This window comes from Allokutzneria multivorans (genome assembly GCF_039537405.1).
Classification (GTDB): domain Bacteria; phylum Actinomycetota; class Actinomycetes; order Mycobacteriales; family Pseudonocardiaceae; genus Allokutzneria; species Allokutzneria multivorans.
In genome coordinates, this window is record NZ_BAABAL010000022.1 from 1 (window position 1) to 14,457 (window position 14,457).

Annotated in this window: 13 protein-coding genes and 1 riboswitch; of the genes, 4 read left to right on the forward strand and 9 right to left on the reverse strand. The window is 71.2% G+C overall.

From position 1 onward, the window contains the following. Positions 1-57: 57 nt before the first annotated feature. Genes ABD798_RS33470 through ABD798_RS33485 form a run of 4 tightly spaced genes read right to left on the reverse strand, consistent with a single transcriptional unit; the run spans position 58 to position 2,491 of the window. Positions 58-300, reverse strand: coding sequence for an exodeoxyribonuclease VII small subunit (locus ABD798_RS33470; RefSeq protein WP_344884249.1), 243 nt, complete (start codon positions 298-300; stop codon positions 58-60). Then, a complete protein-coding gene (locus ABD798_RS33475; protein WP_344884252.1) occupies positions 297-731 on the reverse strand; it encodes a hypothetical protein in 435 nt (144 codons plus the stop codon). Before ABD798_RS33475 ends, ABD798_RS33470 begins: the two co-directional genes overlap by 4 nt. A gap of 22 nt (positions 732-753) precedes the next feature. Continuing rightward, on the reverse strand, positions 754-1,977 hold the full coding sequence (xseA, locus tag ABD798_RS33480) for an exodeoxyribonuclease VII large subunit (RefSeq protein ID WP_344884417.1): 1,224 nt from the start codon (positions 1,975-1,977) through the stop codon (positions 754-756). 31 nt (positions 1,978-2,008) lie between these two features. Beyond that, a complete protein-coding gene (locus ABD798_RS33485; protein ID WP_344884255.1) occupies positions 2,009-2,491 on the reverse strand; it encodes a lipid droplet-associated protein in 483 nt (160 codons plus the stop codon). A gap of 157 nt (positions 2,492-2,648) precedes the next feature. Here ABD798_RS33485 and ABD798_RS33490 point away from each other — a divergent pair, with 157 nt between their 5' ends. Further along, a complete protein-coding gene (locus ABD798_RS33490; RefSeq protein WP_344884258.1) occupies positions 2,649-3,617 on the forward strand; it encodes a 4-hydroxy-3-methylbut-2-enyl diphosphate reductase in 969 nt (322 codons plus the stop codon). 106 nt (positions 3,618-3,723) lie between these two features. Here the strand turns inward: ABD798_RS33490 and ABD798_RS33495 are convergent, their stop codons facing one another. After that, positions 3,724-4,626, reverse strand: a complete 903-nt coding sequence (locus ABD798_RS33495; protein WP_344884261.1) for a DUF6542 domain-containing protein — start codon at positions 4,624-4,626, stop codon at positions 3,724-3,726. A gap of 180 nt (positions 4,627-4,806) precedes the next feature. After that, positions 4,807-5,781, reverse strand: a complete 975-nt coding sequence (locus tag ABD798_RS33500) for a DNA recombination protein RmuC (RefSeq protein ID WP_344884420.1) — start codon at positions 5,779-5,781, stop codon at positions 4,807-4,809. A 321-nt stretch (positions 5,782-6,102) separates the two neighbouring features. Here ABD798_RS33500 and ABD798_RS33505 point away from each other — a divergent pair, with 321 nt between their 5' ends. Together ABD798_RS33505 and ABD798_RS33510 are read left to right on the forward strand one after the other, a co-directional pair. Beyond that, positions 6,103-7,254 (forward strand): exonuclease SbcCD subunit D, encoded by a 1,152-nt coding sequence (locus ABD798_RS33505; protein WP_344884263.1) that lies wholly within the window; start codon positions 6,103-6,105, stop codon positions 7,252-7,254. Beyond that, positions 7,251-10,202: an AAA family ATPase gene (locus tag ABD798_RS33510; RefSeq protein ID WP_344884266.1), complete on the forward strand. Its 2,952-nt coding sequence runs from the start codon at positions 7,251-7,253 to the stop codon at positions 10,200-10,202. Before ABD798_RS33505 ends, ABD798_RS33510 begins: the two co-directional genes overlap by 4 nt. Before the next feature lie 6 nt (positions 10,203-10,208). Here ABD798_RS33510 and ABD798_RS33515 read toward each other — a convergent pair whose 3' ends face one another. Beyond that, a complete protein-coding gene (locus ABD798_RS33515) occupies positions 10,209-10,688 on the reverse strand; it encodes a methylated-DNA--[protein]-cysteine S-methyltransferase (protein WP_344884423.1) in 480 nt (159 codons plus the stop codon). Positions 10,689-10,771: 83 nt separating this feature from the next. Further along, a complete protein-coding gene (locus ABD798_RS33520) occupies positions 10,772-12,268 on the reverse strand; it encodes an AlkA N-terminal domain-containing protein (RefSeq protein WP_344884426.1) in 1,497 nt (498 codons plus the stop codon). Between the two features lie 127 nt (positions 12,269-12,395). On the opposite strand from ABD798_RS33520, the gene ychF reads away from it, so the two are divergent. Then, the gene (gene ychF, locus ABD798_RS33525; protein WP_344884270.1) at positions 12,396-13,475 is read left to right on the forward strand and encodes a redox-regulated ATPase YchF; all 1,080 of its coding nucleotides are present in this window, start codon (positions 12,396-12,398) and stop codon (positions 13,473-13,475) included. A 449-nt stretch (positions 13,476-13,924) separates the two neighbouring features. On the opposite strand, the gene ABD798_RS33530 is transcribed toward ychF, so the two are convergent. Continuing rightward, positions 13,925-14,257: a 4a-hydroxytetrahydrobiopterin dehydratase gene (locus tag ABD798_RS33530; RefSeq protein WP_344884272.1), complete on the reverse strand. Its 333-nt coding sequence runs from the start codon at positions 14,255-14,257 to the stop codon at positions 13,925-13,927. A gap of 48 nt (positions 14,258-14,305) precedes the next feature. Further along, a riboswitch (TPP riboswitch) is annotated at positions 14,306-14,416 on the forward strand. Positions 14,417-14,457: the final 41 nt, after the last annotated feature.

A 14,457-nucleotide genomic window follows, 5' to 3' on the forward strand; every position in this document is an offset into this window, starting at 1 on the left:
ATTCCAAGATCATCCGATCACGTGTCGGACCGTTCGCAACGTCCCAGGCCAGTACAGCTAGCGGTCGTCGCCCTCGACGGAGGCCAGCGCCTGGTCGACCCGTTCCCGCGCTCCGGCGAGGTGGCGGTCACACACCTTGGCGAGCGCTTCACCGCGCTCCCACAGCGCCAGCGAGTCCTCCAGGGAGAGGCCGCCCGCCTCCAGCTTGCGCACCACGTCGGCGAGCTGCTCGCGCGCGGCCTCGTAGCCCAGCGCGGCCAGTTCGGGATCAAGCTCCGTGCTCGCGCCGCTGTCGTTCACGCTGTGGGACTCCCCAACCTGCTCTGCACCCGGACCACCGCGGTGGCCACCGCCTGGTCGTATCCGATGAAGGCCTCGGCGAACTCGGCCCCGTCGCCCTCGAAGAGCGCCTCGCCGATCCGGTCCTCCGCCGCGGTCACCCTGCGCCGGTGGGCCGAACCGTCGCCGAGCCACCAGACGTCGCCGACGTAGATCGACGTCGCCTCGGACAACGCGCGCAGCCTAGCCGGAAGGCCGAGCCGTGCCGCGGACACGCAGCCGCCCAGCAGCGCTGACCAGCACTCGGCCGCAGCGGCGTTGGCTTCCTCGGCGCGCCGCCGCACCACCTGCGCGCTCCCGCGCTCCGGTGGACCGACCTGGCTGTCCGCCGCACTTCGGGCAGCGGCTACGGTCAACGGCAGGAACGTCGGCTCTCGGGCCGGAAAGGGCACCGCACACCTCCGTTCAGCGCTGTTAGGACTCCTCGGGCACGACGGCGTGTACCGAACCGTCCACGACGCGCACGCGCAAGCTGGTTCCCGGGGGAGCGTCGGCCAGATGGCGCAGCACGTGTGTGCTCCCGTCGGGTGCGAGGCGTTGGACGATCGCGTACCCGCGGGCCAGAGTGGACGCAGGTCCCAAGGTCGTCAAGCGTGCTTTAGTCGCTTCTAGGCCGGTGTACGCCGCACCGAGCTCCGCGCGCACCACGCGCCGGGCCCGATCGCGCAGGCCCCTTACCTCGTCAGCTCTGTTCCGCAGCGGCGTGATCGGATCGGCCAGCACCGGCCGGCTGCGCAGCGCGTTCAGCAACCGGTGTTCCCGATCCACCCATCCGTGTAGAGCTCGGCGGGCACGATTCCGCAGTTGCCTGATGCGCTCGCTCTCCTCGGCCATGTCCGGCACCACGCGCTTGCCCGCGTCCGTCGGCGTGGAACACCGCAGGTCCGCGACGTGGTCGACCAGCGGGGTGTCCGGCTCGTGGCCGATCGCGCTGACCACCGGCGTCCGGCACTTGGCGACCGCGCGGCACAGCGTCTCGTCGGAGAACGGCAGCAGGTCCTCGACGCTGCCCCCGCCCCTGGCCAGCACGATGACGTCCACCGCCGCGTCCGCGTCCAGCTTCCCGAGCGCCTCCACGATCTGCGGCACCGCCGTCGGGCCCTGCACCGCGACGTTGACCACCTCGAAGTGCACCGAGGGCCAGCGCGCGCGGGCGTTGGTCAGCACGTCCCGCTCCGCGGCGGAGGCGCGTCCGGTGATCAGGCCGACGCGGTTGGGCAGGAACGGCAGCCTCCGCTTGCGCCGTGAGTCGAAGAGCCCCTCCGCGCCCAGCAGCTGCCGCAACCGCTCGATCCGCGCCAGCAGCTCGCCGACGCCGACCGCGCGGATCTCGTCGACGCGCAGGCTCAGCGTGCCGCGCCCGGCGAAGTAGGAGGGGCGGCCGTGCACCACCACGCGGCTGCCCTCGGAGAGCTCCATGCCGCGCAACAGCGCGGGCGCGCAGGTCACCGTGAGCGAGATGTCCGCTGCCGGGTCGCGCAGTGTCATGAAGGCCGTGCCCGTACCCGGGCGCGCGGAGATCTGCGTGAGCTGGCCCTCCACCCACACCGCGCCGAGGCGGTTGATCCACTCGGCGATCTTGCGGGCGACCGTGCGTACCGGCCAGGGCTCTTCGGCGCTGCTCGGAGCGCTCACGATGCCGCCTCCACTGGGAAGAGCGCGTCGGCGGTCACGTGCCGCGAACGGTGGCGAGCCGGTTGGACAGCATCCGCACGAACGCCTCGCGGTCGGCGTGCGCGCGCTCGTGGGCGAGCAGGTCGTCCAGCTGCTCAGCGGTCAGCGACTTCAGCCGCCCGCGCAGCTGGGCGAAGGTGAGGTCGTCGTAGCCGGGCAGGGCCTCGGGATCGCCGTCCTCGCTCTCCACCGGCTCGGCCTCGGCGGCCGTGGTCTCGGCGGGGGTGCTCAGATCGACGTCCTCGTCGAAGGTCGCCCATTCGGGGGCCTCCTCGGCTGGGCGGAACGTGGCGAGCGCCTCATCGCCCTTGATCGCCAGCTCCGTGAGGTGCTGCTGCGCGCGCATGGACGCCTGCATGGCGACGCTCGCGACGGTGACCGGCAGCCCGGCTAGGGACTGCGGCAGCTTCCGGGCTTGTTCCACGGCCGTGACCGCCAGACCAGCGGCGACGCGCAGTGGCAGTGGCAAGGACTTCATGCGCCTAGCCTGCCTCAGTTCGGTCCTGCCTGGGAACTCGTGCGTGTCCTCCGGTCCAGGAGACCTCGATCAACTAGGCTCGGTGTTCCCGTTTGGCCCAGTGCGCTCAGTCGACGGTGGGATGACTCGTGCGCGCGCCCGTCCGTAGGGTGGGGGTATGACCACCTCCAAGCCCAAGCGCGTGCTGCTGGCAAATCCCCGTGGCTACTGCGCAGGCGTGGACCGAGCAGTGATCACCGTCGAGAAGGCGCTGGAGACCTACGGCGCCCCGGTCTACGTCCGCAAGGAGATCGTCCACAACAAGTACGTGGTCGAGACCCTGCGCGACCGCGGTGCGATCTTCGTGGACGAGACCGACGAGGTGCCGGAGGGAGCGCTCGTCGTCTTCTCCGCGCACGGCGTCTCGCCCGCCGTCCACGAGCAGGCCGCCGACCGCAACCTGCGCACCATCGACGCCACCTGCCCGTTGGTGACCAAGGTGCACAACGAGGCGCGCCGCTTCGCCAGGGACGACTACGACATCCTGCTCATCGGTCACGAGGGGCACGAGGAGGTCGAGGGCACCGCCGGTGAGGCCCCCGACCACGTGCGGCTCGTCGACACCGCCGAGGACGCGGCCCAGGTCGAGGTCCGCGACCCGTCCAAGGTGGTCTGGCTGTCCCAGACGACGCTGAGCGTCGACGAGACGATGGTCCGGGTGAAGCAGCTGCGCGAGCGCTTCCCCGAGATGCAGGACCCGCCGAGCGACGACATCTGCTACGCCACCTCCAACCGCCAGGTCGCGGTGAAGACCATGGCGCCTGACTGCGATCTGGTGCTCGTCGTCGGCTCGAAGAACTCGTCGAACTCGGTGCGCCTCGTCGAGGTCGCGCTGCAGTACGGCGCCAAGGCCTCCTACCTGATCGACTACGCCAAGGAGGTCGATCCGTCCTGGTTGGACGGCGTCGGCACCATCGGCGTGACCAGCGGTGCGTCCGTGCCGGACATCCTGGTGATGGACCTGCTGGCGATGCTGGAGAAGCGCGGCTGGGAGGACGTGGAGCTGGTGACCACCGCCAACGAGCGGATCACCTTCCAGCTCCCGCGCGAGCTGAAGCGCGACCTCAAGCAGGTCGCCAACTCCTGAGCCCGGCCAGCGCGTCCGAACCGACACGCTCGATCTCGACGCAAGAGCCCGGTGACACCGTCACCGGGCTCTTGTCGTGCTGTGGGCGCCGCGCCGCGGGCAGGGCTCAGTAGCCGTCGTCCCGACGAGGACGCCGCTGAGGAGGCTGCTGACGCGGTTGCTGGGGACGCCCGCCGGGCCCTGGACGCGGCGGCTGCTGGCGCGGCGGCGTCGGAGGCTGTTGGCCCTGGCCCGGACTCTTCCCCTGGCCTTGCCGACCCTGGCCTTGCCCCTGCGCGGGGCGCGGCGCGCGCGACGGCGGCTGCTGCCGAGCGCCACGCGGGTCCTGCTGCCCGCGCGCGGGCCTTCCCGCTCGGTCGGCTTCGCCTCGCTCACGGACGCCCGGGCGCGGCCGGTCCGCCTGCGGCGGCCGCTGGGCCCGCTCGCGCGGCGCGCGCTCGTCGCCTCGTCCGCGGTCGTCCCTCCCGCGCTCCTCGCGCCCGCCGCGGTCGTCGAAGCGGTCCTCGCGCCGCTCGTCCCGCGTCGACCGACCGGACGGCCGAGACGGACGCCTCGCCTCCGGCTCGCCCGCGTCCTCGGCGGGCCGACGCTGGTTGAACATGCGGACCACGCCGATGCCGATGGTGACCGCGGTGGTCAGCGCCATCGTCGGGAACGACTCGATGAGCGGCTTGCCGATGCTCAGCGCCTTGCCGGACAGCCCCTCGCCGCCCGCGCCGGAGAGCAGCACCACGATCGGCACCACGCCCACCATGACCAGTGGCGGTTGGACCATCGGACCGAAGATCGCGATCCGCTGCACCATGGCCACGGCGGCCACGCAGCTGAGGAAGAAGAACGCCGAGAACAGAAAACCGTTCGGACCCGCGATGAACGCGATGACCGCCGAGACACCGGCGGCGAGCCCTGCTGCGGCCCACCACGGTATGCCGTTGTCGCTGAAAGCGGAGCGCAGCGCCCAGCGCGGGTCTGGCCCGACGTCGCTTCGACGGTCGCGTGTGGCGGTCACCCGTTCCACGTTAGTCCGTGCGGAGTCAACGTCCGCAGCATGGAGTGATGTGGATGGCTCGACCACTCCACTGGAACGTCATTCACCAGCGGTATTCCAGGAAACGTGAAGACCGCCTCCGCAATTCGACGTGTCCGGACTTACCCGAAACGGTGATCCAGGCCGCCTCGCCCCGCCCGGTCAGCGTTCGTCGTCGACCACCCCCTGCCCGTCGAACCGCTGCCCGCCGACTCCACTGGTCTGGCCGTTGCCCTGGCCGCTGCCGTGAGCACTGACCTCACCGTTGCCCGAACCGGAGAGCTCCTCGGAGTGCCGAACGGCCGGGATCGGCGTCGGGCTCGCCGCCGCCTCGGTCAGCGGCTGCGCCGAACCCCTGAAGCTGTCCAGCGCGTCCAGTTCGCGGCGCCGGGCCGACAGGAACCGCTGGAGGTGGGTGCTCGACAGGTTGGCCGCCTCCACCGCGTTGCTCGCCGACCGGTGCGCGCGGGCCGCCTGCGCGCGCACGTTCTCCATGTCCTCGACCAGCGTCCGCTCGGTCGCGGCGAACAGCGCCGCCGAGGCCAGGACGGCGAAACCCGTTGGGCCGCAGAGGAAAATCCGCCGGTCGAGCAGCCAGCGCAGCAGGTTCGGGTCGGTGTCCAGCGCCGCAACCACCGCCGCGTCCGACGGCACGAACATGATGGTCCCGTAGATCGCGTCGGCCCACCGCTGGTAGCCCTTGCCCGCGAGGTCCGTCGCCCTGGACCGGATGTTGCGCACGTGCACCCGGAGGGCGTCGGCCCGCTCGGCGGCGTCGTCGGTCTCCACAGCCTCGGCCCAGCAGGCCATGCTGGCCTTGGCGTCGACCGGCACCCTGCGGTCGCCGCCGACCAGCAGCAACAGGTCCGGCTTCGCCGAACCGCCGCCCGCGAGGTCGGTCTGCAACGTGAAGTGCAGGCCCTCGCGCAGTCCCAGGGCCCGCGCGGTCTCCGCCAGCACCTGCTCGCCGAGCTCGCCCCTGCCGGTCACCGAGGAGAAGGCCACCTCGTACCTGCGCAGTGCGGCCTGCTGCTCCCTGCCCCGGCCGCGTTCGGTCTCCACCATGGCCATCGCCATGTCGGTGCGCCGCACGCCGTCGGTGTAGAGGCGCCACAGCATGAACAGCGCGCCGCCCATCAGCAGGGCCAGCACGGCGAGTGCGGTGATCACAACGGATGTCACACCGCGATGATGTACCGCCGCCCCGACAATGTGGAGCCGGGGTGGGGCTTGGGTGGAATTCGTTTCACCGTGTCCAGACAACTTCGCCGGTCGCGAAGTGCCGTCAGAGCGCCGTTTCGCGCGCACACTGCGACCCCTGACCGGGCGAAAAGCGAGTTGTGAGAACAAAACGTGGATCGCGCGCCGATCGGCCCCGGTGAGACGATTTCCACCCAGGCCGCGACTTGCCCTTGGCATTGCCGGGAATTCCCGGCGACTGTGTCTACCGTGACTGCCATGCGAGTGCTGCACACCTCCGACTGGCACGTCGGCCGCACCTTCCACGGGAGGGACCTGCTGGCCGACCAGACCGCCGTGCTCACGGGTCTCGCCGACCTCGTGGCCGAGGAGCGGGTCGACGTCGTCGTGGTGGCCGGCGACCTCTACGACCGAGCCGTGCCCTCGGCGGAGGCGGTCGAGACGTGCGTGCTGGTGCTGCGCTCGCTGCGCGAGGCGGGCGCGCAGATCGTGATCACCTCCGGGAACCACGACTCCGCGCCGAGGATGGGGGCCTTCGCCGAGTTCGCCGCCGCTGGCGGACTGCACCTGCGCACCCGGATCTCCTCGCTGCACCAACCCGTTCTGCTCGCGGACGAGCACGGACCCGTCGCGTTCTACGGCATCCCCTACCTCGACCCGGACCCGGCGCGCAGGGCGCTCGGGATGACGGAGGGGCGAGGGCACACCGCGGTGCTCGCGGAGGCGATGCGTCGTGTCCGTGAGGACCTGGGAGAACGTGCGCCCGGCACGCGGTCGGTGGTGATCGCGCACGCCTTCGTCACGGGCGGGGCGGGCAGCGATTCCGAGCGCAAGATCGCGGTCGGCGGCGTCGAACAGGTTCCCGGCGCGGTCTTCGACGGCGTCGACTACGTCGCTCTCGGGCACCTGCACGGACCACAGGTGCTCGCCGAACACCTCCGCTACTCCGGGAGCCCGCTCGCGTACTCGTTCTCCGAGACGCGGCAACGCAAATCGGTGTGGTTGGTCGACCTGGACGCCTCAGGGCTGACCGAGGTGCGGCGCGTGGAACTCCCGGCGCCGCGCGGGCTGGCCACGGTCTCCGGCGAGATCGAGGACCTCCTGGCAGACCCCGTGCACGCGGAGTTGGAGGACAAGTACCTGTCCGTCGTGCTCACCGATCGCGTGCGCCCGCTCGACGCGATGAGACGGCTGCACCAACGCTTCCCGCACGCCGTGCACATCGACTTCCGCCCGGCCGGAGCGGACGACGCGCCGCTGCGCTACGTGGAGGCGGTGCGCGGGCGCAGCGATGTCGAGATCTCCCACCGGTTCGTCGACGACTGCCGCGGTGCGGGGCCGAACGAGCGCGAGCGGCGTCTGCTGGACTCGGCGATCGAGTCGGTCCGGGAAACCGAGGTGCAGGTGTGAGGCTGCACAGGCTCGAACTCACCGCGTTCGGTCCTTACCCGGGGCGCGAGGAGGTCGACTTCGACGCGCTGGGTGAGGACGGGTTGTTCCTGCTGCACGGGGAAACCGGCGCCGGGAAGACGACGGTCCTCGACGCCGTGGCGTTCGCGCTGTTCGGCAGGGTCCCGGGCGCGCGCGACGAGGCGAAGCGGCTCCGATGCGACTACGCCGAGAGGGACACGCCGACCGAGGTCGTGCTCGATTTCAGTCTGCAGGGCCACCGTCTCCGGATCGCCAGGAGCCCGGAGTACCTCCGCCCCAAGCGCCGTGGTGGCGGTGAGACGACGCAGAACGCCAAGGCCTCGCTGACCTGGCTGAGCGATGCCCCACCCGGACACGCCAGCGAGGGCGTGACCCGGATCGACGAGGTGGCCAGGACGGTCCAGCGGCTGCTCGGGATGAGCGCGGAGCAGTTCTTCCAGGTCGTGCTGCTGCCGCAGGGCGACTTCGCCCGCTTCCTCCGTGCCGACACCTCGGAGCGCGAGAAGCTGTTGGAGAGGCTGTTCAGCACCGAGCGGTTCCGCGAGGTCGAGCAGTGGTTCATGGAGCACCGCAGGGAAGCCGGTCGCAAGCTCGACGAGCGGCAGCAGGGTGCGCGGATGCTCGTCGCACGTGTCGCACAGGCCTCGGGGACGGAGTTCTCCGAGGACGAGGAGGGCTGGCTCGACGGGCTCATCGCGTCCTGCACGGCCGTTGTTGACCAGGCAGCGGACAAGGAGAACGAGGCGAAGCGCGTGCGCGGCCTGGCCGAGGCCGAACTCGTGCGACGTCGCGAGCTGGCCGACCGCGTCCGGCGCGTGCGCGTCGCGACCACTGAACTGTCCACTGTGGACGGAATGCGTGCGGAGCGGCAGGCGTGGGCCGTGGCGTTGACCGCCGCGCGGAAGGCGGTTCCGGTCCGTGAGGCGCACGCGGTGCTCATCAGGGCCGAGGCCGAGCTGCGGCGAGCGCGGGACGCGGTGGAGCGAACCGCGACGCGGGTCGGTGACGAGGGCAGCTCGGTGGAGGAGCTGCGGTCCAAGGCCGCGGAAGCTCAGGAACTCGCGGGTCAGCTCGCCGAACTCGCGGTGGAAGCCCAGCAACAGCAGCACGACCGTGTGCGCTTGGTGCAGGTGGAACGGGAGCTGGAGACGTTCCGCAGGCGGGTCAAGGAGCTCGACGAGATCATCAGCGCCCTTCCGGAACGGATCACCGGCTGCCGGGCCGCCGTCGACCAGGCGAAGAACGCGGCGCTGAGGCTGGAGGATCTCGTTGGGCGGCGGGACCAACTGCGTGCGCTGGTGCGTGACGCGGAGGCCCTGCCGCAGGCTGAGAACGCCCACGAGCATGCGGCTGCGGCTTTCCGAAGCGCGGTGGACGAGCACCAGAACGCCCGTGAACTCCTGCTCGACCTGAGGCAACGCCGTCTGCACGGCATCGCGGCCGAGTTGGCGGAAGGCCTCGCGGAGGGGCAGCCGTGTCCGGTGTGCGGTGGCGAGGAGCACCCCTCGCCCGCGAGCCGCACGGCGGAGCGAGTGACCGAAGCCGACGAACGCCGAGCAGAAAGCGTTGAACAGCAAGCACTTCGCCGTCGCGACTCGGCCAGTGAGGCAGTGCGGGAAGCCGAACGAGCCGTTGCCGCGCTCCGGGAGAGGCTCGACGGTCGGAGCGCCGACGAGCTGAAGAAGCTGCTGGCCGAGGTCGACGCGCAGCACAGGACGGCCAATGCGGCGGCTGCTGCGGTGCGCACGCGGGAGGCAGAACTGGAGCAGCTGGAGGCCAAGCTCGACCAGGCGCGCAGGGAACACGGTGAGGCTGATCGCTCGGTGGCGGTTCGCACGACAGAGCAGGCGGTACTCACCGAAGCGATCGAGCGTCGCGCGGTGCGGCTGGACGAGGCGCGTGGTGACCACCCCGACGTTCCGGCCAGGCGTACGTGGCTTCTTGACACCGCGAAGGCCCTGATCTCGCTCATCGACGCGCGCAGGGCGTTCGCGGACTCCGAGGACCGCACGGACCGCCAGCGCGCGACCGTGTTGTCCGCCGTTGCCGAAGCCGGGTTCGATCACCTCGATGCGGCCTTGGACGCTGTGATGGAGGAGGCCGACCGCGAGCGGTTGGAGCGACGGATCCGAGACCTGGACCGCAGGGAAGCCGCAGCGAAATCCGTGCTGGCGGAGCCTGAACTCGCTGACGTCGATCCTGCTGCGCCGGTGGACGTGGCTGAAGCAGAAGTGGCCGCGCGGGAGGCAGGCGCGGTCGCTTCGGCAGCGCTCAGCGAGCTGAACGCGGCGCAGCGGCGCAGGGACGACGTGATCGGTCTGGGACGCGAACTCCGCGCGGCGTGGGCAGTGCTCGCGCCGCTGGAGGCCGAGTTCGCGGAGCTGAACGCTCTGACCGACGTCGTCAACGGCCGTGGGCAGAACACCAGGAAGATGTCGCTGCGCTCCTACGTCCTCGCCGCCCGGCTGGAGGAGGTCGCGGTCGCGGCCACCGAACGCCTGCAGCGGATGAGTCAGGGGCGCTACTCCTTCGTCCACTCCGACGCCGCGGGGGTTCGGGGCACGCGCGGAGGGCTCGGGCTCGACGTGCTGGACGGCTACTCCGGGCGGACCCGGCCCGCGAAGACGCTCTCCGGCGGGGAGTCCTTCCTGGCCTCGCTCGCCCTCGCGCTCGGTCTCGCCGACGTCGTCGCGGCGGAGACCGGTGGCGCGCTGCTCGACACCCTGTTCGTGGACGAGGGCTTCGGCACCCTCGACGCGGGCACCCTCGACCTCGTGATGGACACCCTCGACGAGCTGCGGGCCGGCGGGCGCGTCGTGGGGTTGGTCTCGCACGTGGAGGAGCTGCGCCAGCGCATCCCGACCCGGCTGCGGGTGCGCAAGGCGCGGGACACCACCGGCTCCAGTCTGGAGGTGGTCACCGGCTGAACGACATCATCCCAGGTCCTCGTGGTCCAGCAGCCAGCGCTTGGCCTCGACACCCCACCGGAAGCCCCCGATCCCACCACCGGTGCGCAAGACCCGGTGGCACGGCACGAACAGCGCGGCGGCGTTGCGAGCGCACGCGGACGCGGCCGCGCGAACCGCCTGGGGGCGCCCGGCGAGGGTGGCGTAGTCGGCGTAGGTCACCGGCTTGCCGGCGGGCACGGTGCGCAGCGTGGTCCACGCGTGCTCCATGAACTCCCCACCGCGTTGCCGCACGGGCACTTCGGCCGCCGCGTCCAGCTCACCGGCGTGGTAGCTGCGGATCGCCTTGGTGACCGCGCCGAGTTCGGTGCGGGGCCTGACCTCGGCCGGGCGCAGGCTCGGCGAGATCACCACGAGCAGGTCGTCAACGGCGCCGGTCCAGCCGGAGGCCAGCACGACGCCGTCCTCCGCGGTGATCGCGGTGAACGGCCCGATCGGCGTGTCCACCGTCGCGGAGTGGGCGGTCGTGACGACGCTGCTGGTGTGTTTGCCGGTGGGGCGCTTGGTCGCCGTGGATCGGGTGGCCGTGCTCATGCGGTTCTCCTTGCGGTCGAGGTGGATGCGGCCAGCGCGGCGGCGCGCCACAGGTGCATTCCGGCGTAGGACCGCCAGGGACGCCAGGACCTGGCGCGGGTCCGGAGACCGTCCACATCGGACGGTAGTCCGAGCGCTCCGGCCCCCTTGCGCATGGCCGTGTCCGTGGCGAGCAGGACGTCTGGCGTGCCGAGGACCCGCATGGCCACGTAGTCGGCGGTCCAGCGGCCGATTCCGGGCAGTTCCTGGAGTTCGGCGGTCAGCTCCGCGTCGTCGCGGCCGATGTGCAGCTCCAGCGACCCGTCCGCGAGCGCGGCGCAGGCGGTGAGCACCGCGTCGACGCGTTTGCTCGGGCCGGTGAGCACGTCGGCACCGTGCGCGGCGATGGCCTCCGCCGTGGGGAACAGCGTGGTCAGCTGTCCCTCAGCGGCGGGGAGCGGGACGCCGAGCGCTCGGGTCAGCGCGTCGACGCTGGTGCGGGCCGAGGCGACGGACACCTGCTGGCCCAGCAGTGCGCGCACGAGCATTTCGTGCGCGTCCATGGTGCCGGGCACCCGGATGCCGGGTGTCGCGGTCACGAGCGAGCGGAAGGAGGCGTCAGCGGACAACACCTCGTCAACGGCGAGCGGGTCAGCGTCCAGGTCGAGCAGCCTGCGGACGCGGGACACGGCCGCGCCCAGGTCGCGCAGGTCGACCAGGCGCAGACGGCAGTGCACGTGGGTCGGCGTGGGCTCCAGGTGCACCGTCGCGGCGCCGTGCGGCAGCGCGATGGCGCGGGAGTAGATGCCCGCCTCAACGTGCTCCACACCCGGAATCGCCCGTGCGGCAAGGAAAGCCAGCGTGCCCTCGGCGTCCATGGGCGGGCGGAACGGCAGGCGCAGGTTGATCGTCCCGGTCCTCGGCTCGACCGGCGCGTCCGACCTGCGGCGCTTCTGCGCGCCCGCGCGCAGCACGGACGGTGACGTGGCGAAGACGGCCTGGATGGTCTCGTTGAACTGGCGCACGCTGGAGAACCCGGCGGCGAAGGCGATGTCGGCGAACGGCAGCGCCGTCGTCTCTATCAGCGTGCGCGCGGCGTGGGCCCGGTGCGCCCGGGCCAGCGCGAGCGGTCCCGCGCCCAGTTCTGCGGTGAGCACCCGGGACAGGTGCCGCTCGGAGTAGCCGAGCCTGCGGGCGAGCCCCGGCACGCCCTCGCGCTCGACGACGCCGTCACCGATCAGCCGCATCGCCCTGGACGCAAGGTCGGCGCGCAGGTCCCACTCCGGGGAGCCGGGCACGGCGTCGGGAAGGCAGCGGCGGCAGGCTCGGTAACCCGAGGACTGGGCGGCGGCCGTGGTGGGGAAGAACTCGACGTTGCGGCGCTTCGGCGTCATCGCCGGGCAGGACGGGCGGCAGTAGATGCCCGTGGTGCGCACGGCCAGCACGAAGCATCCGTCGAAGCGGGCGTCGCGGGAGGCGACGGCCCGGTAGGCACGCTCGGAATCGACCAGCACGACACCGATGCTGCCAGCAGCGCGGTGCCTCGGCTGGCGGAAATCCGCCGCGGCGATCACCGGGGGAGCGGGCGTTCTCCCCGCCCGTGGCCGGAGGCGCTCGGGCGGGCACCTAGACTCCCCAGACGTGAGTCTCACCCTCGGCATCGTCGGGCTGCCCAACGTGGGCAAGTCCACCCTGTTCAACGCGCTGACCCGCAACGACGTGCTCGCCGCGAACTACCCGTTCGCCACCATCGAGCCCAACGTCGGCGTGGTCCCGCTGCCCGACGCGCGGCTCGACCAGCTCTCGAAGATCTTCGGCAGCGAGCGCATCGTGCCCGCGACCGTGTCCTTCGTCGACATCGCGGGCATCGTGCGCGGCGCCTCCGAGGGTGCGGGCCTTGGCAACCAGTTCCTCGCCAACATCCGCGAGGCGAACGCGATCTGCCAGGTCGTCCGGGTCTTCGAGGACCCCGACGTGATCCACGTCGACGGCACGTTCGACCCGACGTCGGACATCGAGACGATCAACACCGAGCTGATCCTCGCCGACCTCCAGACCTTGGACAAGGCGCTCACCCGCTTGGAGAAGGAAGCCCGCGTCCAGAAGGACCGGCGCGCGGCGCTGGAGGAGGCCAAGAAGGCCAAGGACATCCTCGACGGCGGCCGCACCCTCTTCTCCGCGCAGGCCGAGGTCGACGTGACCGAGCTGCGCGAGCTGAACCTGCTCACCACCAAGCCGTTCCTCTACGTCTTCAACGCCGACGAGGGCGTGCTGACCAACGAGGCCCGCAAGAAGGAGCTGCGCGAGCTGGTCGCCCCGGCCGACGCGGTGTTCCTGGACGCCAAGGTCGAGGCCGAGCTGCTGGAGCTGGACGAGGAGTCCGCGCGCGAGCTGCTGGAGACCATCGGCCAGGAGGAGCCCGGCCTGCACTCGCTGGCCCGCGCCGGGTTCCACACCCTCGGCATGCAGACCTACCTCACCGCGGGCCCCAAGGAGTCCCGCGCGTGGACCATCCGCAAGGGCTGGACCGCCCCGCAGGCCGCCGGTGTCATCCACACCGACTTCGAGCGCGGCTTTATCAAGGCGGAGATCGTCTCCTTCGCGGACCTGGTCGACGCGGGGTCGATGGCCTCGGCGCGCTCGGCGGGCAAGGTCCGCATGGAGGGCAAGGACTACGTGATGGCCGACGGCGACGTGGTCGACTTCCGCTTCAACGTCTAGCCAGGAATCGGCCGCCCCGCACCAGCGGGTGACGCATTGATGTAATGATTGCGTCAATCTATTGCGCGGGCGGGGCGATGCCGTGGAACACCCTGGCTCTCGTGCGAGGAGGTGCCGCGCGGTCAGGTCTACGAGACCGACCCGTGGGGGCGGAAGAAGGCGATCGTGCGGTCCTGACCCGTCGACCCGGAGCGCGGTTTCTGCCGCTTCATCCCGGACGCCTGGCCGCGCCTGTCCTCCGGCCGGGTCGAGGTCCTGTGCGCGCCGGTTGACGGTCGCCTGGAAACCAGTTCCCGATTCGTTCGCTGGTCCGGTGGAGACCCGGTTCCAGGTGCCGGGCATGAAGAAGTTCTCCGGCGGCGAGGGCTGCTTCTGAGCCAACGGCACGTGGGCGGGCAGCGGCGACCTCTGCGTCGCCGAGGTCGGCGGCACCATGGAGACGTGCGTCATCACGCCCGGGGGTGTGGTGGCACCGTTCCGCCGCTGGGACCGCTGAGCGAGTCCAGCACGCCCTCGATCTCCCCGGCGAGCGACACGTCCAGCGCGGTGACCCCGCCCTCGGAGTGCGTCGAGCACCGGAAGGTCAACGTGCGCCAGCGGATGTCGATGTCCGGGTGGTGGTTGTCGTTCTCAGCGATCTCCGCCACACGGTTCACCACCCGGATCGCATCGGTGAAGCTCGCCAGTTCGGCGGTGCGGACGAGCTCTCTGCCCTGCTGGCGCCAGTGCGGAAGGGCGTTGAGCGCTTCGGTCACCTGTTCGTCGTTCAGCAGTTCGGCCATCTCCTCATGGTGGCCGTGGCTCCCGCCGGGCGCGAGTCCGACGTAGGCTGGGGCCGCCACGGGAGCCCGGTATGCCGGGCTGAGAGGAGGGCAGCCAGCCCTCGACCGTACGAACCTGATCCGGGTCATGCCGGTGTAGGGAGGTTGCGCGCCGCACGCGGTGCCTCGTGGTCACGACAACGGCGACCAGGAGGGACGAA